This is a genomic window from Helicobacter salomonis (assembly GCF_900197775.1).
GTDB classification, from domain to species: domain Bacteria; phylum Campylobacterota; class Campylobacteria; order Campylobacterales; family Helicobacteraceae; genus Helicobacter; species Helicobacter salomonis.
Window position 1 is genome coordinate 25951 of record NZ_FZMA01000028.1, and the last position, 19351, is coordinate 45301.

Annotated in this window: 23 protein-coding genes; 7 read left to right on the plus strand and 16 right to left on the minus strand. The window is 46.1% G+C overall.

Annotation, left to right across the window (positions count from 1 at the left end; translation table 11 throughout):
• Positions 1-3: 3 nt before the first annotated feature.
• The 5 genes from C6H04_RS05345 to C6H04_RS05365 are packed head-to-tail and all read right to left on the minus strand — an operon-like array spanning position 4 to position 5380.
• A complete protein-coding gene (locus C6H04_RS05345) occupies positions 4-321 on the minus strand; it encodes a hypothetical protein (protein WP_104695308.1) in 318 nt (105 codons plus the stop codon).
• A 9-nt stretch (positions 322-330) separates the two neighbouring features.
• Positions 331-1830: a DUF5644 domain-containing protein gene (locus C6H04_RS05350; RefSeq protein ID WP_104732542.1), complete on the minus strand. Its 1500-nt coding sequence runs from the start codon at positions 1828-1830 to the stop codon at positions 331-333.
• The gene (locus C6H04_RS05355; RefSeq protein ID WP_233709674.1) at positions 1827-2297 is read right to left on the minus strand and encodes a hypothetical protein; all 471 of its coding nucleotides are present in this window, start codon (positions 2295-2297) and stop codon (positions 1827-1829) included. Before C6H04_RS05355 ends, C6H04_RS05350 begins: the two co-directional genes overlap by 4 nt.
• Positions 2294-4087, minus strand: a complete 1794-nt coding sequence (locus C6H04_RS05360; RefSeq protein WP_104695310.1) for a M3 family oligoendopeptidase — start codon at positions 4085-4087, stop codon at positions 2294-2296. Before C6H04_RS05360 ends, C6H04_RS05355 begins: the two co-directional genes overlap by 4 nt.
• Before the next feature lie 57 nt (positions 4088-4144).
• Positions 4145-5380: a cation:proton antiporter domain-containing protein gene (locus tag C6H04_RS05365; RefSeq protein WP_104695311.1), complete on the minus strand. Its 1236-nt coding sequence runs from the start codon at positions 5378-5380 to the stop codon at positions 4145-4147.
• A gap of 68 nt (positions 5381-5448) precedes the next feature.
• Here C6H04_RS05365 and C6H04_RS05370 point away from each other — a divergent pair, with 68 nt between their 5' ends.
• Both C6H04_RS05370 and C6H04_RS05375 read left to right on the plus strand, forming a co-directional pair.
• The gene (locus C6H04_RS05370; protein ID WP_104732559.1) at positions 5449-5745 is read left to right on the plus strand and encodes a tetratricopeptide repeat protein; all 297 of its coding nucleotides are present in this window, start codon (positions 5449-5451) and stop codon (positions 5743-5745) included.
• Complete coding sequence (locus C6H04_RS05375; RefSeq protein ID WP_104695312.1) at positions 5736-6020, plus strand: CiaD-like domain-containing protein; 285 nt, start codon at positions 5736-5738, stop codon at positions 6018-6020. Before C6H04_RS05370 ends, C6H04_RS05375 begins: the two co-directional genes overlap by 10 nt.
• Positions 6021-6100: 80 nt before the next feature.
• Here the strand turns inward: C6H04_RS05375 and rplS are convergent, their stop codons facing one another.
• Genes rplS through ndk form a run of 10 tightly spaced genes read right to left on the minus strand, consistent with a single transcriptional unit; the run spans position 6101 to position 11298 of the window.
• Positions 6101-6466 carry a 50S ribosomal protein L19 gene (gene rplS / locus C6H04_RS05380; RefSeq protein WP_104732543.1) on the minus strand — a complete coding sequence of 122 codons (366 nt, stop codon included), beginning with the start codon at positions 6464-6466 and terminating at the stop codon, positions 6101-6103.
• Positions 6438-7199 carry a tRNA (guanosine(37)-N1)-methyltransferase TrmD gene (gene trmD / locus C6H04_RS05385; RefSeq protein ID WP_104732544.1) on the minus strand — a complete coding sequence of 254 codons (762 nt, stop codon included), beginning with the start codon at positions 7197-7199 and terminating at the stop codon, positions 6438-6440. The genes rplS and trmD overlap by 29 nt, the downstream gene beginning before the upstream one ends.
• A 2-nt stretch (positions 7200-7201) precedes the next feature.
• Entirely contained in the window at positions 7202-7738 is a 537-nt protein-coding gene (gene rimM / locus C6H04_RS05390) for a ribosome maturation factor RimM (protein ID WP_104695315.1), read from the minus strand.
• Positions 7728-8000, minus strand: a complete 273-nt coding sequence (locus C6H04_RS05395; RefSeq protein WP_104732545.1) for a KH domain-containing protein — start codon at positions 7998-8000, stop codon at positions 7728-7730. Before C6H04_RS05395 ends, rimM begins: the two co-directional genes overlap by 11 nt.
• 1 nt (position 8001) lies before the next feature.
• Positions 8002-8238, minus strand: a complete 237-nt coding sequence (gene rpsP, locus C6H04_RS05400) for a 30S ribosomal protein S16 (protein WP_104732546.1) — start codon at positions 8236-8238, stop codon at positions 8002-8004.
• A 49-nt stretch (positions 8239-8287) separates the two neighbouring features.
• A complete protein-coding gene (locus tag C6H04_RS05405; RefSeq protein ID WP_104695318.1) occupies positions 8288-9283 on the minus strand; it encodes a beta-ketoacyl-ACP synthase III in 996 nt (331 codons plus the stop codon).
• A gap of 15 nt (positions 9284-9298) precedes the next feature.
• The gene (gene plsX / locus C6H04_RS05410; RefSeq protein ID WP_104732547.1) at positions 9299-10330 is read right to left on the minus strand and encodes a phosphate acyltransferase PlsX; all 1032 of its coding nucleotides are present in this window, start codon (positions 10328-10330) and stop codon (positions 9299-9301) included.
• Positions 10331-10350: 20 nt separating this feature from the next.
• Positions 10351-10497, minus strand: a complete 147-nt coding sequence (gene rpmF / locus C6H04_RS05415; protein WP_104695320.1) for a 50S ribosomal protein L32 — start codon at positions 10495-10497, stop codon at positions 10351-10353.
• 27 nt (positions 10498-10524) lie between these two features.
• Complete coding sequence (locus tag C6H04_RS05420) at positions 10525-10881, minus strand: hypothetical protein (RefSeq protein ID WP_233711866.1); 357 nt, start codon at positions 10879-10881, stop codon at positions 10525-10527.
• Between the two features lie 18 nt (positions 10882-10899).
• Complete coding sequence (gene ndk, locus C6H04_RS05425; protein WP_104695322.1) at positions 10900-11298, minus strand: nucleoside-diphosphate kinase; 399 nt, start codon at positions 11296-11298, stop codon at positions 10900-10902.
• Between the two features lie 247 nt (positions 11299-11545).
• Between ndk and C6H04_RS07920 the strand changes: the two genes are divergently transcribed.
• Positions 11546-11809, plus strand: coding sequence for a GTPase (locus C6H04_RS07920; protein ID WP_233710917.1), 264 nt, complete (start codon positions 11546-11548; stop codon positions 11807-11809).
• Positions 11810-11915: 106 nt separating this feature from the next.
• Here C6H04_RS07920 and C6H04_RS05435 read toward each other — a convergent pair whose 3' ends face one another.
• The gene (locus C6H04_RS05435) at positions 11916-14780 is read right to left on the minus strand and encodes an FAD-binding and (Fe-S)-binding domain-containing protein (RefSeq protein WP_104732560.1); all 2865 of its coding nucleotides are present in this window, start codon (positions 14778-14780) and stop codon (positions 11916-11918) included.
• Between the two features lie 448 nt (positions 14781-15228).
• On the opposite strand from C6H04_RS05435, the gene C6H04_RS05440 reads away from it, so the two are divergent.
• The 4 genes from C6H04_RS05440 (at position 15229) to gatA (ending at position 19350) form a co-directional block, all read left to right on the plus strand.
• Positions 15229-15858 carry a YcjF family protein gene (locus C6H04_RS05440; protein ID WP_104732549.1) on the plus strand — a complete coding sequence of 210 codons (630 nt, stop codon included), beginning with the start codon at positions 15229-15231 and terminating at the stop codon, positions 15856-15858.
• 67 nt (positions 15859-15925) lie between these two features.
• Positions 15926-17206, plus strand: a complete 1281-nt coding sequence (locus C6H04_RS05445; protein WP_104695324.1) for a citrate synthase — start codon at positions 15926-15928, stop codon at positions 17204-17206.
• 104 nt (positions 17207-17310) lie between these two features.
• Positions 17311-17901, plus strand: coding sequence for a lipid A 1-phosphatase LpxE (gene lpxE / locus C6H04_RS05450; RefSeq protein WP_199767090.1), 591 nt, complete (start codon positions 17311-17313; stop codon positions 17899-17901).
• Positions 17902-18003: 102 nt separating this feature from the next.
• Positions 18004-19350, plus strand: a complete 1347-nt coding sequence (gene gatA / locus C6H04_RS05455) for an Asp-tRNA(Asn)/Glu-tRNA(Gln) amidotransferase subunit GatA (protein ID WP_104695253.1) — start codon at positions 18004-18006, stop codon at positions 19348-19350.
• Position 19351: the final 1 nt, after the last annotated feature.

Genomic DNA, 19351 nt, shown 5'->3' on the forward strand with positions numbered 1-19351 from the left:
ACTTTAAAAGAATTTATTGTTGGGTTGTTGGTGTTTTTCGCGTTGTTCTTTATAGTCCCGTTCGGTTGCAGCTTGGGAAATACGCTTTTTCTCGGCACGCTGTTTGTTCTTGAGTTCACGCTTACGCTCGTAATTGCGTTGCAATTGCTGGATATAATCCTCGCGTTTCTCTGGGGATTGGAAAGTGATGGGTTTGAGCAATAATAACACGAGCACAAAAACAAAAATGAGCAAGGAGAACTCTCCAGATTCTTCCCCATTAATGCCATACCAACCCATGCCGAGTGCCATGGCAAAGAGAATCTTGAGTCCTAATTGCAACGCGCCTCCTTACAAGAAATTAAAGGGCTGCTGATGTGCATGTAATCCTAAAACCTGTGCGTCTGTTTCGCCCATCCCCAATAAAACTAACTGAGATAGGTAGAGCGTGCTTGTTATGTCATGATCGCGACCATAGGCATTCGAGGCTTTTTTAGCTAAAGTGTCCAGCATGTGGAATTGACTTAATGAGGTGGTGAGTAAAAAATCCGCGCCTAGATCGATGGCTTCATAACGCAATGCCCCAAAACGCTCTAAGGCTAGGGACATATTGGTATCTAAGAGGTGGGTAAGGCTTTGTTTAGCAAAGAGAGGGGTATGACAAGCGAGGCTAAGAGGCTGAAAAAGTCTGTAATAATCACTATCTTCAGGGGCGAAGAGTACACTGGAAAAACCAGTGAAGACACTCTGAAGTGGTGGAACATTTTCCAACAAGTAGGCGTTCAAATATACCAAAGGAGCTTCTTTATATTCCAAACCATAGAGGGCTAGATTTTGATTGACTTTCTCTTTGAGTGCCTCATCTTGCAAGAGTTCTTGTGCGTAAAGCGCGTTAGCATAGGCATCGTGATCGGCCAAGAGGAGAGATACGCCCATTTTCTGTGCTAAAGCCATATTATAGGCATTCGCGCTCACAAATTTTTCTAAATCACCCAAACGCCCCCAATATCCCCCGTCAAAACAACACTCTGCCTCTACTACGCGTAAATTCAAACGCGTTAACAAAGCCTTCACGCTTTGCAACAAGGGTGTGCTGTTATGGGTTTTATCGTAGGCATTAAAGAGTAAAAAATCCCCCTGGGCTTGAGGAGTAGCTGGGGTTTTAAACTGGTATTTAGCCTCCAAATTTTTGCCAATATATGCCCACACATTGTTCGCAATGGGGCAATTAGAGGCTTGGACAAGCCATTTCTGTAAGTCGTAAATTTCTTGCTCAATACGATCGCTGGGGGGATAGAGGTAGGGCTTAGGGCTGACAAAACTCATCACACCATACTTGACATCGGCGATGCTCTGTAAGAGTTCTTTAGAGCGGTGTGGGTAACGCCCCATGAGCCACTTGATATACAAGAAAAATCCATCGCCATAATAGCCATCGGGATAGTGGGGCTGGATAAAGTTAATGTTAGTGTATCTAGCTAGCTCATTGCGTTCTTCTTGAGTGAGGAAAGGGGCACTGTGCAAGAAACGTTGGTAATCTCTTAAAATCGCCTCTTCATCCATGAGTAAATCGTGGAGGGCGTATTTGATACTCAAAGGTTCAAGTACCCACTCCTTAGAAAACCGTGCGATCAAGTCTAGTACAGGGGTGTCTTCAAAGACTGCTACCTGGTTAAGGCGCACACCTAAATGCGCGCGATCGTAGTTAAAATCTTGTAAAGGGATATGCGCCAGCACATCACTTAAGCGCCAATCTGGGGTGTATTCCACTTGGGCAAGCTGGTAAGCGGGATTGTAATCCTTGCGCGCATCGAACCGAAAAACCTTGATCTGTAATTTTAAAACGCTCATTCTTTGCCTTGAAGGGTGCGTAAAGCTTGTTGATTTCTCGGATCGGCTAGAAACGCTTCTTTGGAATCTTGAATCTGCGTTTCACCATTATCGCCAAAAATACTCGTAGCATCCGAGCGGTTAAAGAGCACCACATTGGAGTCATTTCTATCCTTGACGATGATCTGCACAATCCCCTCTAGGGCAATGCTCACCGTAGTTTCAATATTGTCGCCTAAACCCGCTTCGAAGCTAATTTCTTGGCTCAAGCGATGGATTTTTAAGCTCTCAAAGGTGTAGCCCGCTAACACAAACAGCACAAAATTTCCAAAGCTCTCAAACAGGTCCCTAGGCAAGAGAGGCTCAAAGCGCACCTTGGAGAGATCGCAAAACACGCTAAAATTCACACGATGGCTGTGCAAAAAATAGAGGTGCTCCAGGCAATGCTGGTTAGCCATGGCGTTGTAGCGCGCACTCAAATCTCTCAAAGCAAGGCCTCAAATTCACTAAGCATTTTTTCCACCTCACCCATGCCAATTTTCCAAAACTCCTTATCCTGAATATCCAGTCCGAACATGCCCACCAGCTCTTCAGGGCTTTGACTCCCTCCCTTGCTCAAAAAGTCAGTGTAAGTCTCGATAAATGCCTTGCGCTCATCAGAGGTTTTTTGTTGACGATACAACCCAAAGAGAGCGAGCACGAGCAATTGCCCGTAACTATAGGCATAACAATAGAAAGGAGTGTGGATAAAATGGGGAATATAACTCCACCAGCGCGCATAATTCTTGGTGAGTTTCACGCTCTTGCCAAACATCTTGGCGTTTTCCTCCTGCCAAATGGTGTCAAAATCTTGGGCCTTGAGCTCCTCCTGCGTGGCGTGGATACGGCGTTCAAAATTCGTCATGACCACCTGCCTGAACATGGTGGAAAACATGTCTTCCAACTTGCCCGCATAAATACCCCTGAGTTCTCTCTTATCTAGGTCCTGTTTCAAACTCTCAAACAGAAGCATTTCTCCAAAGACAGAGGCGGTTTCTGCAGTGGTCAAAGGGGTGTTGGCGTTGAAATAGCCCACATTCTTGCCACTGAGTTCCTGGTGAATCATATGTCCAAACTCATGCGCAATCGTGAAGACAGAACGGCGGTTGTTCGTGAAATTAAGCAAGACAAAGGGATGCGCGCTGGGCACAGTGCCCGCACTAAAAGCCCCACCTTGTTTGCCACTTCTAGGGTGGGAATCCACCCATCCGTGCGCAATTGCATGCTCGACAATTTGGGCAAACTTAGGGGAAAAATCGCGATAGGCTTTTAAAACTAAATCTAGCGCTTCCTGGTAGCTCACAGGACTTTCTTTGGTTTCTAAGGGTGCGTAGCGATCGTAATCCTTGAGTTTATAGCCTAGCAGTTTGGATTTGATCCTATAGTAGCGCTGTACTAAGGCATAATTGTCATTGACGATCTCCAACATGCTATCCACGCTCACCTGAGAAATTTGGTTGGAGAGGTGGCGGAAACTCTCTGGAGTTTCATAGTGGCGTAATTTGTTACCAATGTGCAGGTCTTTGCGTACCATGTTGAGCACATAGGTGAGCACCAACTCATTCCTTTTGAGAGCTTTTGTCAGAGCTTTTTGGGCTTTTTTACGCAACTTGCGATCGGGATTGTGCAATTCCGAGAGGATTTCTTCTTCGCTGATGAGTTTGTCTTGGAAGGGGATTTTGAGCGCGGTGAGGGTTTTGTCAAAGAGAGTGGAAAACGCGTCTACGCCCACACTAGAAGTGGCGAGCAAAATCTTTTCTTCGGACAAGCTCAAGATATGGGCTTTTTGTTTCAAGAGTAAGCGCAAATTATAGGCGTATTTAGGCACAGCTTGGATCAACTCCTCTTGTTTGGTGCTGTCCAAGGCACAAAACTCATTGTCCACAAACAAGAGATGTTGCGCTATATCATTACACAGCAGTTCGTATTTGGAATACAGATCACTCTTGTCCGTGTCGGTGGCAACGATCAAGGATACATAGGCCATGGCTCTCGAGATACCCTCACTCAATTCTTCATAGTCTTCCATAGCCTTTTTAAAGTCACCTACTTCAAGCTGGCCAAAGGTGTTGGCATATCTTTCCTCAAAGTCTTTAACTTTCTTATCCAAGACACTAATGTGCGTATCTAACGTTTCTAAATCTTTAAACAGCGCGCTCAAATCCCAGCGATGTTCTAAGGTTTCCTGATCTTTGCAGGTTCGTTTCGCAGCCTTTTTTTCAACTTTTGTCAATTCCATGTTCACTCCTTACTGGATAGTTTGGGGCGTATTCTAGCATGATTTGCCCCTCTTAGACTAATTTTTGGAGGCTTCTTGATGAAAAATAAAATTTGCCAAAGAGTCCAGATATTTGAGAATAAAGGGCGTGGCGAGCATGGAAAAGATGATCATGAGCACTAAGAATTGCTGGATGTCTTGTGGCACCACATGAATAATTCCTTTTTCGTTTAAAAAAGCTAGCAAACCCTGGTGCTTTTTGAGATTCAACACATGCTGTTTACTAGCTGTTAAAAAGACAACAAGGGCGAATTCTCCAATCTGGGCTAAAGAGAGCGCAACCCTAATCGAACTCTTAGCGTCCCTAAAGAATCGCAGTAGAAAATACAAGATCGCCACTTTCAACGCCATTGCCATGCTGAGTAAGAGCACAACGGCAAAAAAATTAGCAAATAAGAATTTCAAATTGATCTGCATGCCCACAGTGACAAAGAATAGACCCAGAAAAATATTTTTTAAAGGGGCAAATTCGTCCTGTACTTTGATACGGTAACGCGATTTAGAGATCGCCATACCCGCTACGAAGGCCCCCAGCGACATGGAAAAGCCAAAGAAATGACTCAAGCTCGCTGCCCCAAAGACAATGAGTAGGATCGTCGCCATAAAGAGTTCAGGCAAGCGACTTTCTGCAGCTAAGTTCAACACTTTAGTGGCAACTTGCTTGCCCGGTAAGAGTAAGATGGCCAAGATAATACTTGCAGAAATCGCAGTCTTGACCAAGAGCTTGACAAAGTCTGCGTTCGCATCGCCCATGAGCATTAGAATTAAGAGCATGGGGATAGCAGCAATGTCTTGGAAGATCAAAATCCCCACCACAATCTTACCTACGGGTGTGTTGAGCTGCTTACCCTCTTCGAAGAATTTGAGTACAATAGCCGTAGAGGAAAGGGCAAAGCCCATGCTCACGACCAATGAAAACTCCCACGAAGACCCCATCACATAGTAGCCAAAGACCATGAATAGCAGAGAAGTTACCACAACTTGTAGCCCACCAAAGACGAGCACTTCCTGCTTCATGGTCTTGAGTTTGTCAAAATTGAATTCCAACCCAATCATGAACATCAAAAAAACGATGCCAAAGTCAGCAATTTCAGAGAGAGATTCAAAATCTTCGATGTGAAATAGCGCGACAATGACAAGCCCTGTAACGATGTAACCAATGATAATTGGCATATCGATACGCTTGAGCAAGAGGCCGCTCACCACACTTAAGCCTAGACCCGCAACAATCATATACAGCGCATGTATTTCCATAGTCATCCATTAAAGCAATGCTTAAAAGCTCACATTATATAATAAGCTGACAAACAGGGAGCGTGTGTGTGGAAAAAACCATTGCTTTGGGTAGCATCTACGAGTTACAAGGTCTTAAACCCGAGGCTTTAGAAATTTATAAGAGCGTGCTGGAAAAAGACCCTAATAACCAGGAGGCCTTGCTAGGCTACAGACGCTTGAGCGGTCTTTCTGCCTCCAGTCATCCCTCCACTCCCCCCGCACAACTCCAGCAATACGCGCCTCTACAGCGTTTTGAAATGCAAAAGATGCAAAAATTGTTTATTCAGGCGGACAAGCCTGCGGAGTTGAGAATAATTGAAAAGTGGCTGATGCAATGGAACTAAAAAATATTATCTCTCAAACTTTGGACGAAATTGGACAAAAGGACTCGCAGTCTCAGGCAGCGCATAGCTCCAACGGGTCTAAAAATTCCCCGAGCATATCTCAGGAGGAGCAGGCATTCTTGAGGGATTTGGAGCAGAAAACCTTACTCCTCTTCGAAGGACTGAGGGCGCACCAAATTAAAGACCTACCTACGAAGCTGGATTTGGTGCTCAATTATCTCCAGTACCAGCTCTATGTTGTCCAAGAGCGGCTCAAGACCTATCAGCAGGATTAGCCACGCGGATTGGAGGCTGTAGGTTTGCAGAAGACCTCGGGGCTCTGCAGCTTCACAGCGAGGGATACCTCAGAGTCGATTTAAGCGAGCTCTTTCTTGCGCACTTCTTTAATTCTGGCAGCCTTGCCTCTGCGCTGGCGCAGGTAATAGAGTTTAGCACGGCGCACGCGCCCCACGCGTAGCACATCAATGCTTACTAAACTCTCTGAATAAAGGGGGAAAATCCTCTCCACACCAATCCCATTTGCGCCAATTTTGCGCACACAGAAAGTTTTGTCTACACCAGCTCCACGCAAACTGATGCAGACACCTTCAAAATACTGGGTTCGCACCTTATCACCTTCTTGAATACGAATCCCTAGCTTGATAGTATCGCCTGCTTTAAATACAGGGGGCTGGCTTTTAATCTGAGTGTCTTCAAAATGTTGGATATAGCGGTTTTTCATCATCGCCCTTTCTTGTGTTTAATGGATTAAAAGCGTGTCGTGAACGATTCAGCACATAGAAATTAGGGGCGTGAAACTGCGTCCTATCCATGGATAAATCGCGCATAAGAATCCTAATTCTGCCATGATTTCCCTTTGAATACTCTGAAGTTACAGGGATATGTGCACAGCCAGGGACATTCAGCAAGGGAGTTCTAGCAAAGTTAGGAGCTTCTAACAAGTCATCTTCAAAACTTTCCTGTTCTAAAGAATGCGCATTCCCCAGCGTGCCTTCCAACTGGCGCACTACACTATCACATAGGCATAAACTGGCCAATTCGCCCCCCGTAAGCACGAAATCTCCAATGCTCAAAACTTCGTCCGCATAGGTTTCTATCAGACGCTCATCAAAACCATCATAACGCCCGCAAACCAAGACGAGATGTTTATAAGTCGCTAGGCGTCTGGCATCTCGCTGGCAAAAGCGCTTTCCACTGGGGGTTAAGAAAATCACATGCGTGTTGTGGTCGTGCACACTTTTGAGCGCGTTTTCGACCATGTAAGGGTCTAAAATTTGTCCTGCTCCTCCGCCTACTAGTGCAAAATCTGCCCGCTGGAATTTGTGGGGTGAAAAAGGACGCATATCGGTGATCTGTAGGGTAAACACGCCCTTATCCAAAGCGCGTTTGAGAATAGAGTCCTCAAAATAAAAGGCAATGAGTTTGGGGAAGAGAGTTAAAAAGCTAAAGTGCAATCTTAACTCGCTTCTAAAAGCCCTTTGGCGTTGCGCGTGTAGATGTGTTGGCAAGTTAAGTCCACATGGAGGATATAGACATCAATATAGGGGATAAGAAAGAGCTTCTGTGCGTTTTGCACAAAGAGATAGTCTGTATTGGCGAGTCGTTCAATACGCGTTACCACACCCAACACCTCTTCTTCTTCTACAATCTGTAAGCCCAGCAGTTGGAAGTATAAAAACTCTCCCTCTTGCAAGGGACAACGCGCCAGGCTATCCTCCTGACTCATGCCAAGTGTCCAACATGTTAGAGCCTTGGCCTGCTCCAAACTCTGTATTTGTTCAAAAAAAATCAATTTCTTTTGGGACTCGAAGCGCGCGATATCTAAAGAGGTAAGCGAGGCTGATCCTAGAGTCTGGGTGTAAGCATAAGCGCGCACTCCAGGCTGCAAGCATGCTTCAAAATCACTCTCCAATGCCAACCTAAGCCCTCCTCTCAGGCCCACAGCTCGCCCCAAGTACCCCACCACTACTAAATCTTCTATCTTAAAGCACATAAGGGTTTTCTGTGGCAAGCACAACCAGCTTATAACTCAAACCATTTTTTGCTTTCATTCCCGAAATAAATGTTTTGAGTGCGCTGACGACCTTGCCCTCTTTGCCAATGATGCGTCCCATATCCATGGGATTAGCATAGATCGTAATTTCTTTAAGATGTTCTTCTAGGAGCGTAGAGCGCACCTCTACAACCTGCGGGTAGGTAACGATCTTCCTGCAATATTCTAAGATGAACGCCTCTACACACGCCCCTTCTCGCATACTAGGCTTGCGATCCCTTTGCCAATTTAGAAACCCGTTCACTCATTTTAGCCCCTACTCCCTTCCAATAATCCAAGCGAACGTGGTCAATGTGCACCACCTTGGGGTTACTCAAGGGATTGTAATAGCCAATGGACTCAATCCAACCCCCATCACGCTTCTTCCTAGAATCTGTCACCACAACTCTGTAAAAAGGCTTTTTCTTGCGTCCTACGCGTGTAAGTCTGACAACTGTCATTGTAATCCTTTCTTATCAAAAATTCGAATTCTAACGCTTTTGTCTAAAATTAAGCTTGATCGCCCCCATAGTAGACTAAGGCCGAGCCCCATGTCAAACCCCCACCAAAGGCATCTAAAAGCATCAAATCGCCCTTTTTGAGTTTGCCTTGCTCATAAATGTCGCTCATTGCCATTGGAATACTGGCCGCAGAAGTATTACCATATTTTTGCACCGTGAGCACAACCTGCTCAGGGCTAAAAGACAACTGATTCTGCACTGCCTGAATGATGCGTAAGTTAGCCTGGTGCGGGATAAAATAAGCGATATCTTGAGGGGATAATGCGTTGCCCTGCAAAATTTCCTCTACATCTTTGAGCAAAGTTTTAATCGCAAGTTTAAAGACCTCATTGCCCTTCATCTGAAGGGCTTGTTTGGGAGATTCGCGCTCGCTGATGAAGGGACTGCTTTTGAGAACTCTGGGTGTATAGAGATAATCTGCATGCTGGCCATTAGAAGCAATTCTGACATCTAAAATGCTCTCATTTACATTCTCTGTGCGTCCAATTACGCATGCCCCTGCTCCATCACCAAACAGAACGCAGGTGCCACGATCTTCAAAATCCAGCACACTGCTACAACGCTCTGCTCCCACAATCAAAACATGCCTATACATTCCACTCTCTATAAAGGCTTTTGCACTAGCAAGCAGGTAAATAAATCCGCTACAAGCCGCCAAAATGTCCATGCTAGGTGTATTTTGTAAACCTAGCTTCGCGCTCAAAACGCAGGCTGTAGAGGGCATGCACATGTAGTCTGGACTCAAGGTGCCCACTAAAACTAAATCGATCTCCTCTTTAGTGATTCCCGCGCGCTCAATGGCAATCTGGGCTGCCCGAACTCCCAAATCGCTACTCTGCTCTTTGGTAGCAAAATAGCGCGTTTGGATTCCCGTACGCTTTTGTATCCATTCATCGCTTGTGTCCAAAAGCGGTTCGAATGCGTTGTTCTTGATGCAGGTTTCTGGCACATAAGACGCCACAGATTTTAACGCCGCATAAGGCATGTCTCTCCTTTCAAGCTAGCTGGATGCCTCTTTTGGAGGTTGTTTGTGTTCAAAGGCAAGTGCCATTTTCTCACACACCCCGCTCTCTTTAGCCTTGATGGCTTGATAGATGGCGCATTCCATCGCCCGTGCATTGCTCTTTCCATGACTGATGATGACAGTCTTATTGATCCCTAAGAGAGGTGCACCCCCATACTCTGCGTAATCTGTCTTACGCTTAAGAGTGCCAAACGCACCTTTGAGAAGCATCGCCCCCACCTTAGCCCCTAAGCTCTGCTTAATCTCACTTTTAAACACAGAACTGATCGCGCTGGCCGTGCCTTCTGTAGTCTTCAACACCACATTCCCCACAAATCCATCGCACACGACAACATCCACAACATTGTCAAAGATATCATTTCCCTCTACATTGCCCTTAAAAATGGGAGCATTTTCAGGATGATGACTGAATAAGGGGTATTGCTCAATAAGCTTAAAAGCCTCTTTGGTGATCAAATTCCCCTTGCTATCCTCCTCTCCATTGGAGAGAAGTCCCACCGTGGGGTTGTCATAGCCTAGGACATTTCTAGCATATTCATAGCCCATGATTGCAAAATCCAACAAGTACTCTGCCTTGCAATCCGTGTTAGCGCCCACATCTAAGCATAGGCTAGCACGATCTTTTATAGAGGGCATAAGAGTGCAGAGTGCGGGGCGACTCACCCCCTTAATGCGTCCAATCTTGAGTGTAGCCAAGCCCATAGTAGCTCCACTGTGTCCCGCTGACACTAGCGCATCTGCTCCGTTCTTTAAAATGTCCATAGCCACAAAAATCGAAGACTCCTTGCGTTTGAGAGCATCTGTGGCGTGTTCTTCCATACGGATGTAATCTGGGCAATGGATGAGCTCCACCTTGGAAGCCAAGTCCTTCGAAATGAATGCCTTAGCCTTACTCTCATCCCCCACTAAGACGGGTTTGAATGATACAGAACTAAGCGCCTTCGAAACCCCTTCAATGACGGGGAGAACCCCCAGGTCAGCCCCCATCATATCGATCACAATTCTCATGGCCCTAATCCGGTGTCACTTTAATAAGCACCCGTAAATTTATTGGTAAAATGGGGCAACTTCCAACTACCATCTTTGTTTTTAACAGGCATCGCTAACTTCACACGGTAATGTGTGCGCCTCTTTTTGCCTCGAGTTTTGCTCACGCGTCTATCAGGAACGGCCATAACTATCCTTTATTGAATTTGATTAACTTAATTTGCATAGTGATAGTCTTGCTGAATGGATTGAATTTCTGCGTGCAACAATGCACTCAGATCAACACATCCTTCAAAACTTTCTACGACATCTATGCTATCTATAACCCTCTCACCAATGCACTGCTTCCTGTGTGCACTCTCATAGAGCCCATCACAGACACACAGAACCATCTCCTGAGAGATGGGTTTTTCAAACATTACCCCGCTCGAGGCACACTGCACTTCCAAAAACCCGTGCAATCTTCCCTCCACTAGGTAGAGCTTAGTTTGCACACGGCGCACCCCTCCTTCCCAACACAACCCATTCTCTTTGACGCAAAAAGGCTTGGGAACCGCCCCGATTTTACGCATCTCTAACTTCACGGTTAATCAAGCAAAGAAAAACGCAATTTCTCTCTGAGCATTCTGCTCGGTATCGCTTCCATGCACCACATTTGCATCAATATTGTCTGCAAAATCCGCCCTAATTGTGCCCGGTTTAGCTTGCTTGGGATCGGTTGCGCCCATCAACTCGCGATTCTTCTCCACAGCATTCTCGCCCTCCAAAACCATCACCACCACAGGGCCGCTGGTCATGAAATCCATCAAATCCTTAAAAAAAGGACGCTCCCTGTGTACCGCATAGAAATCCTGCGCCTGAGCTAGACTCAGATGCAGTCGCCTGATCTTGACAACCTCCAAGCCCGCTTCTTCAAAGCGCGTGATGATCTTGCCAATAATGCGCTTCTTAACACCATCGGGTTTAATAATGGAGAGGGTCTGCGCCATTGTTATCCTTAAAATCGATCTTTTAAACTAGCGATTATAACAATAACTGCAAATTTCTAGCTTAAATGACCAGTGGAGTTGCCAAGGCATTGACGCGGATTTTCGATCTCTAAAGACGCAATTTCACACACTCTACAGCTCTGATATAATTGTATCTTGTATACTACGCGGAGCTTGGGCAGTGTATCTCAAATGCCGCAAAGCATTTGGGATTCTTGTTAAGGCTACTAAAGGCAAGGAGTAGATGATGGCTGATAAAGAAGAGGTTAACAAAGAGGGTCTTGCTAGTTTGAATATGGCAGATTTGTTCTTTAAGGCTTTAAATCAAGTGGGAGAAAACATGGATAAAGACCCTGATTCCAATCTCAATGTTTTAGTAGCTGGGGGAACCGGTGTGGGTAAGAGCACACTGATTAATGTCGTCTTTGGGGAAGAGATGGCACGCACAGGTCAAGGTAAGCCTGTTACCACTCGCGCCGTAAAGCCCCTAGCTTTAGCTATGGGGATATAAGGCTTCTTTTGTGCTATAATGTCCTTCATAGAGTTGGGGCATCGACTCTTGGAGTAGAGGCTGTAAGACCCGCCTAGCGGGCAAGCCTTGTTGATACCAGAATCCCCTAGCTTTTAGCTATGTGGAGTATGCCAGTAGGTTGTGTTAAGTCACCCTGCGCGCATGTATCTACCAAATAAGCGATGTGTTGCCAGCTCATAGAAGTCGCCCCGCTCAAACCGATTTCACAGGTGCTTGAGCTAGCAAACCCTCTTTGTAATCCCTTGCTTTGGTAAAATTTGGCAAAGTCTATTAAGGCATAAGCATTGAGTTCAGGAGTTAAAAAGCCCTTGTCCCCAGCAAAACCACAACACCCAGTAGGAGCATGCACCACCACTTCTCCGCGCACACAAGCGCGTGCCAAATCTAACATCTGGGTTTCATAACCCGCCCTCTTGGCTGCGCACATTGTATAAAGTCCAATACTTTCATCTAGTGGAGTTAAGTGTAAATGTGGGCGTAAGTGTTGCACAATAAAAATAGGCAGATCGTAGATGGGTAAATCCAAAGAAGCGCATTCTTGGATTAAATGTGTGCTACACGCGCTATGATCGAGCACAATGGGGATTTTTCCATTACCAGATAATTCTTGAAGCAAGCGGACGTTTTTAGTGCGGTTGGACGCGCTCAAATCTATATAGTTGATAAAAGCCTTACCACAGCAGAGTTTAGGCAGTGTAGGAGGGTAAATCACACTATAGCCCGCTTTAGCACAAAGAGACTCAAAAACCTCTTGCAGAGGACGTTTGTCTTTCAAATATTTAGAGGGCGCAAAGGCACGGTTAATGCATGTAGAAAAATAAATCACACTTTTATCACCCTGTGCATGTTTGTTGGCAAAAACATGTGTATTTTTGCTAGGCAGATACTTGGGCAGAGCAGGCGTGGCTACCTTAAAATGCGCCTTCTTTGCTAAGACCTGCATTCTCTCTGCCCCTAAAGTTACCTGTCCAGCGCGCGCAAGTCCCAATCCCATCTTAACCATGCTAATGCTCTTATCCATGTGTTTTAAGACCTGGTGCGCGATAGCATGTCCCTTATGCTGTTTTTGGCGGCGTTGCAAAGCGATGCTACCCGTATCGATCTCTAAGGGGCAGAGCGTGGCGCACATATGGCACACGGCGCAAGTTTCCTCACTTAAAAACGCCGATTCTGTTAAGAGCTCTTCTAATAAATCTCGATCGGGGTATCCTTCTTCTACGCGCTCTGTTAAATAGGCGATCTCTTTATGGAGAACAATACGCTGTCTTGGGGTTAGAGAGAGATAACGACTAGGACAAATGCGTTCGCAAAATCCGCATTCCATACATGCCTCAAGCTCGGGTTCAACAGATGCGCTAGATTTCAAATTTTTAGTATGGATGTGCGGATCGTCTGAGAGGATCACATCGGGATTTAAAATTCCTTGAGGGTCTAAGAGGGCTTTGATCTGCTTGTGTATTGCATAGGCTTTAGCTCCCCATTCTAGTTCTACAAAGGGAGCAACCATGCGCCCTGTGCCATGTTCGGCTTTAATAGAGCCCTGCAAATCAGCGACCATGTGCGCCATGTCTGTAACAAGATTGGCAAAATTGGCGCGCTCCTGTGGCACATCTAACAAAGGTGTGATGAGAAAATGCAAATTCCCGCTCAAAGCGTGCCCAAAAATCACACTATGATCTTTAAAACCATGTTTTTCTAAGAGGATTTCTAATTGTGTAATCCCTTCAGAGAGCTTATCCACCTCAAAACAAATATCTTCTGTGATGACACTCGCTTTATAACGCCGCTTGCCTGCTACAATGGGGAAAATACCTTTACGGATTTTCCACCATGCGTTATATTCTTGTGAATCGCTACTTTGTTGGAGGGGTAAAATCGTAGGAATCGCCTCTAAGGCTTTCAGCACGCCTTGGGTGTTATCCTCTAAGATGTGCAAATCGCTATGTTCTAATTGCGCCAAAATACACCCATTCCCGGTTTGAATCTCTTGCAAGATGGCAGGCATGCCCTCTAAACCTTGCACGCTCTTTAAACACGCATAATCCATCACCTCTGCTGCGCTAATCTTATCGGCGTGCTGGGCTAAAATGCGGACTGCTTGGATTGTGGTGCGCAAATCTTGATAAAAGAGCAAGAGGCATGTTTTAAAGGGCGCATCTTCTACGCATTCTAATTCGCATGCGGAGATAAACCCCAAAGTCCCCTCCGAACCAACGAAGAGATGGCTTAAAATGTCTATGGGATCGCTAAAATCTAAAAGAGCGTTTAAACTGTAACCGGTCGTGTTTTTGATCTGGTATTTTTTTGCAATGAGCGCGCTAAGTTCTGAGTCTGCGAGCACTTGTGCGCGCAGGTCTAACAATCCCTCTAAGAGTTTGGCATGGCTCTTTTTAAAGCGCGCTATACTCTCTAAATTAGAAGTATCTAAAATTGTCCCATCTACCAAGATAAGGCGCAAGGATTTTAGGGTTTGGTAACTATTTTGTTTGACTCCACAGCACATGCCACTGGCATTATTGGCTAAAATCCCTCCCATCATCGCGGTCGCGATCGTAGCCGGATCGGGACCGATTTTTTTATGGTAGCTTTTAAGGGCGTCATTAGCATGTGCGCCAATCACCCCGCACCCTAAGCTAATACTTGCTCCTCCCTCTTTGACCTCAATTTCTTGCCAGCCAAAACTAGCCATTACCAAAACCCCTTTGGCACAAGCCTGCCCAGAAAGAGAGCTCCCCGCAGCCCTGAAAGTCAAAGGAATTTGATAGCGCCGCGCCAGGGTATAAATCTTGATAATCTCCTCTTCGTTAATGGCTTTGATCACTAATTGCGGGATGTAGCGATAACAAGATGCGTCCGTTCCATAGACTAGACGGCGCAAATAGTCCTTGTAAATGCGGTCTTTTAAAAAAACTTGTGCCTCTGTATAAAAAATATCATAGGGAAAATGCAAATCCAAGTTCTTCCTTTTGAGATGAGACACCAATATTTTTAGGTTCTAATGTCCCATTACGCGTGTATTATAGTTAGTAAATCTAAATCAAAGCGTGTCATGAGAGCAATACTAAGCCTTTTTGCGATTCTTTTGCTGTAAAATGCGATGGATAATAGGAGAGCGGTATGAATGTGCATGCACGGCGTTGGCGGGCGTTTAGGGCAAATAGTAGGGCGTTTTACCACTCGCGCCGTAAAGCCCCTAGCTTTAGCTATGGGGATATAAGGCTTCTTTTGTGCTATAATGTCCTTCATAGAGTTGGGGCATCGACTCTTGGAGTAGAGGCTGTAAGACCCGCCTAGCGGGCAAGCCTTGATGATACCAGAATCCCCTAGCTTTTAGCTATAGGGAGTATGTCAAAAAAGCTGAACGGGATAAGGACGATAAGGGAGAGAGATTTTCCGATGTGGTGCGGGATAAATTTCAGCTCGGACGGACACATCTGCAACGCGTAAGAGCCTTAGAGATCGAAGATGACGATGGTGAGATAAAAAAATGCATGGGGATTAAGGAGCTCATTGCTAAAACTTATTCCCTTCTGGATGAGGGGAGGCGAGCAGCTTTTGCTAGAAAACAGCAATTTGATAGAAAACTATGTCGTGAGCAATACAAAAAAGATGCACATAAGGCCATTACAGGCTACACCACAGCGGCTACAGGCATTGGGGCTACCCCCATTCCTTTCTCTGATTTTGCCCTGCTAGCCCCCACACAGCTTGCCATGATTCTCCACATTAGCAAGATTTACGGGCTCACAGTTACCAAAGAAGGTGCACAAACCATCCTAACAGCCTCTCTGGGGGCATTGGGTGTGGGGCTTGCCGTGCGCGCTGCAGTAGGAGGGATCTTAAAATTTATCCCTGGAGTGGGAAGTGTTGTGGGAGGGACCATCAATGCCACTGTGGCTGGAGGTACAACTAATCTAATGGGTAAGGCTTATGTAGCGTATTTAGACGACAATATAGACAATTTAGAAGGTGCGATACGGGTATTTAATGCCGATGTGTTTCGAAAATACCTAGATGGGTGCAAATGAGTTTCAGAGGAAACTTTGCTTTAACCTTTGGGCGTGTATAATTGGACTAAAGTCTAAAAGGAGCTTCATGTCTATCACCCTTATCGACAACACCACTCAACAACATTATGAGTTTGAAACCGTTGATGCCACGCGCGGAGCCAAGGGCATCGATTTTTCTAAGTTATATGAACGCACGGGACTGCTCTCCTATGATGTGGGCTATGCCTCTACCGCTGGTTGCAAGTCTACAATTAGTTACATTGATGGTCAGAAAGGCGAGCTTTACTACAAAGGCTATCCTGTAGAGGAGCTTGTGGAAAAATACCAGTACAGCGACATTTGTAGACTCTTGTTGACGGACGAGTTACCCAAAAATGCCACAGAATCTTTGGAGTTTGAGTTGGAATTACGCCACCGAAGTTTCATTCATGAGACTTTACATAACATGTTTTTGGCTTTCCCTACCCATGCGCACCCTATGGCAAAACTCAGTAGTGGCGTTTCCATTCTCTCTACACTCTATTCCGACCATGAAAAGATGGAGAATGAAGAAGATTACCAAACCATGGCCAGGCGTATTATCGCCAAAATGCCAACCTTAGCGGCTATCTGCTATCGTAATGAAACGGGCGCGCCCGTGATTCACCCAGATGTTGCGAGGGGTTATGTTGAAAATATCCTATTTATGTTGCGCGCTTATCCCCATGGAAGACTCAAGCATGGGCTACATGGCGAGGTTGAGATCAATCCCTTAGAGATAGAAGCCTTTGATAAGATTTTGACCCTGCATGCTGATCATGGTCAAAATGCCTCTTCTACAACGGTTAGAAATGTCGCCTCTACAGGTGTGCACCCTTATGCAGCCATTAGTGCGGGTATTTCGACCTTGTGGGGACATTTGCATGGCGGAGCAAATGAAAAGGTCTTGTTGCAATTAGAGGAAATCGGGGATGTGAAGCATGTGGACAAATACATTGCTCGCGTTAAAGACAAAAACGATCCATTCAAATTGATGGGCTTTGGGCATCGAGTGTATAAGAGTTACGATCCGCGTGCACGGATTTTGAAGAAACTTAAGGACGATTTACAAGCCCGAGGGATCAAGATGAACCCCAGACTCGATGAAATTGCCGCTAAGGTTGAAGAGGTTGCTTTGCAGGATGAGTATTTTGTTGCGCGCAATCTCTACCCCAATGTCGATTTTTATTCGGGCACTATCCTCACCGCTCTTAAAATCCCCACTCGCTTTTTTACCCCTGTTTTTGTTATCGGACGCACGGTAGGTTGGTGCGCACAACTCCTAGAGCATGTTAAAAACACCCAAGCGCGTATCACGCGTCCCCGTCAAATTTATGTGGGCAAGTGAAGTGAGCGTGCTTACAAAGTCTCGTCCTTTGGATTTTAAATTTTGGGGTTTGCGCGCAGTTTTGAATTGCGCATCATAGACTTTAGTGCTCTTGGGTGTTGTGTGTGGAAAAGTTTAAAGGTCTTTACTCCCAGAGTCTTCCGCGGGGTCTGCCCACTAAGAGCATTCTCTTATTTTTCCTCCTCTTCCTCTCAGGAGTTCTCATCCCCTTTCCTAAGATTGCCAAACAATCTCAAGTCCCTTTAGCGTTTGATCTCACTGAACACTACGTCCGCTTTGTACCCACCATCGTTTCCTTTACCCTGCCCCTTCTTAAACGCGATCCCATCGGTTTGATCCAAATCTTGCATGTGAGCATTGCCACCACCATTGCCACACACTCCCTCAAGTGGACTCTAAATGGAGTGGTACTCTTTGATCGCCGTTTAGGGGAAAGGCCCAATGGAAGCAATAAAAACATGCCCAGCGGACACTCTTCAATGATTGCCTGCGCTCTGGGTTTCTTGGTGCGTCGCTATGGCTGGGTGTGGTTGTGGTTTTTGCCCTTGGCTTTTCTCACGATGGGAGCACGCATTTATTACAACGCACACACAATCGGGGCACTCATCACAGGGTTGAGTGTGGGAGTGCTCTGTGCTCTGTTTTTGACCAGCCGCATTGCCCACTCGCAAATCGCTCCCGCAGATAAGCTTTGACGGCGTGGCTGGTAAGTTGCCCTGCCATAGTTGAAGTGGGGTATCCTTAGAGAGTTTTTACCCTGCATTTGTTAGAATAGGGCGAAAATCGTTAGGAAGACCATGTTAACCCTAGAAGAAGCCTTAAAGCTTTCCCCTCAAGCCTTAGAAGAGTACAAATGTGAGCTAGCCCAGCGTGTGTTAGAAAAATCCGAGCTCAACGCCTATGTTAGTGCGCCTAAGTCCAGCGGTGCGGGCGCACCTATTCTCATCAAAGACAACATCAATGTCAAGGGTTGGGAGATCACATGCGGGAGTCAAATTTTACAGGGATATATCGCCCCTTATAATGCTACTGCTATCGATCGTTTACACCAACATGGTATGTGCGCCTTTGGTTTAGCCAATATGGACGAGTTTGCCATGGGCAGCACGAGCGAATCGAGTTGCTATGGACCGGTTAAAAACCCTAGAGACACCGATCATGTGCCCGGAGGGAGCTCGGGGGGGTGTGCAAGCGCAGTTGCTGGGGGGGTGGCCATTGCCGCTTTAGGAAGTGATACGGGGGGCTCCATCCGCCAGCCAGCAAGTTATTGTGGCTGCGTGGGGCTCAAACCCACTTATGGGCGGGTGAGTCGCTATGGTTTGGTGGCCTATAGTTCCAGTTTGGATCAAATTGGCCCCATTACCCAGAATGTGCGTGATTGTGCGATTCTCCTAGATGCCATCAGTGGACATGATCCTAAGGATTCTACCAGTGTAGTCCTAGAGGCGAGCCAGACTTTTAAGCATCTTGATCCTAAGCGGGCTTTGCGTATAGGGGTGTTGGAAGAAGCCCTCAAAGATGCAAGCGTAGAAGTGCAAAAGGCCTACACAGATAGTCTACACATCTTAGAGAAAATGGGGCATACTTTGGTGTCCCAGCGCATCGGAGATCACAAGCACCACATCGCTGCGTATTACATTTTGAGCACAGCGGAGGCTTGTTCGAATTTGGCGCGTTTTGATGGGGTGCGTTATGGAAAACGCCTAAAGGGTAAGGACCTCAAAGAGCTTTACATAAAAACGCGCTCTAAAGGGTTTGGGGCTGAGGTGAAGAGGCGCATCATGCTGGGGAATTTTGTCTTGAGCAGTGGCTATTACGAGGCTTACTACCTCAAGGCGCAAAGGGCGCGTGCACATATCGTGCACGAGTATAAAAGGCTTTTTGAGGACGCAGAGGTGATCTTTGCTCCCGTAGCCCCCTGCGTAGCCCCTGAGTTTAACGCACACGCTACCCCTCTGGAAATGTATCTGAGCGATATCTACACCGTGGGGGTAAATTTGGCTGGTTTACCTGCAATCTCTCTGCCCGTAGCCTACCATGGAAAATTGCCCATTGGCATGCAATTTATCGGACCTGCTTTTGAAGAACAACGGATTTTAGATGTGGCCTATGGCTTGGAGGAAATCTTAGAGTTAGAAGGATAGT

Excerpts from the sequence above, each read along its gene's own strand:
- C6H04_RS05350 (WP_104732542.1), bottom strand. The coding sequence starts at position 1,830 with ATGAGCGTTTTAAAATTACAGATCAAGGTTTTTCGGTTCGATGCGCGC.
- C6H04_RS05360 (WP_104695310.1), bottom strand. The coding sequence starts at position 4,087 with ATGGAATTGACAAAAGTTGAAAAAAAGGCTGCGAAACGAACCTGCAAA.
- C6H04_RS05365 (WP_104695311.1), bottom strand. The coding sequence starts at position 5,380 with ATGGAAATACATGCGCTGTATATGATTGTTGCGGGTCTAGGCTTAAGT.
- C6H04_RS05375 (WP_104695312.1), top strand. The coding sequence starts at position 5,736 with ATGGAACTAAAAAATATTATCTCTCAAACTTTGGACGAAATTGGACAA.
- rplS (WP_104732543.1), bottom strand. The coding sequence starts at position 6,466 with ATGAAAAACCGCTATATCCAACATTTTGAAGACACTCAGATTAAAAGC.
- rimM (WP_104695315.1), bottom strand. The coding sequence starts at position 7,738 with ATGTGCTTTAAGATAGAAGATTTAGTAGTGGTGGGGTACTTGGGGCGA.
- C6H04_RS05395 (WP_104732545.1), bottom strand. The coding sequence starts at position 8,000 with ATGCGAGAAGGGGCGTGTGTAGAGGCGTTCATCTTAGAATATTGCAGG.
- rpsP (WP_104732546.1), bottom strand. The coding sequence starts at position 8,238 with ATGACAGTTGTCAGACTTACACGCGTAGGACGCAAGAAAAAGCCTTTT.
- C6H04_RS05405 (WP_104695318.1), bottom strand. The coding sequence starts at position 9,283 with ATGCCTTATGCGGCGTTAAAATCTGTGGCGTCTTATGTGCCAGAAACC.
- plsX (WP_104732547.1), bottom strand. The coding sequence starts at position 10,330 with ATGAGAATTGTGATCGATATGATGGGGGCTGACCTGGGGGTTCTCCCC.
- rpmF (WP_104695320.1), bottom strand. The coding sequence starts at position 10,497 with ATGGCCGTTCCTGATAGACGCGTGAGCAAAACTCGAGGCAAAAAGAGG.
- C6H04_RS05420 (WP_233711866.1), bottom strand. The coding sequence starts at position 10,881 with ATGCGTAAAATCGGGGCGGTTCCCAAGCCTTTTTGCGTCAAAGAGAAT.
- ndk (WP_104695322.1), bottom strand. The coding sequence starts at position 11,298 with ATGGCGCAGACCCTCTCCATTATTAAACCCGATGGTGTTAAGAAGCGC.
- C6H04_RS07920 (WP_233710917.1), top strand. The coding sequence starts at position 11,546 with ATGGCTGATAAAGAAGAGGTTAACAAAGAGGGTCTTGCTAGTTTGAAT.
- C6H04_RS05445 (WP_104695324.1), top strand. The coding sequence starts at position 15,926 with ATGTCTATCACCCTTATCGACAACACCACTCAACAACATTATGAGTTT.
- gatA (WP_104695253.1), top strand. The coding sequence starts at position 18,004 with ATGTTAACCCTAGAAGAAGCCTTAAAGCTTTCCCCTCAAGCCTTAGAA.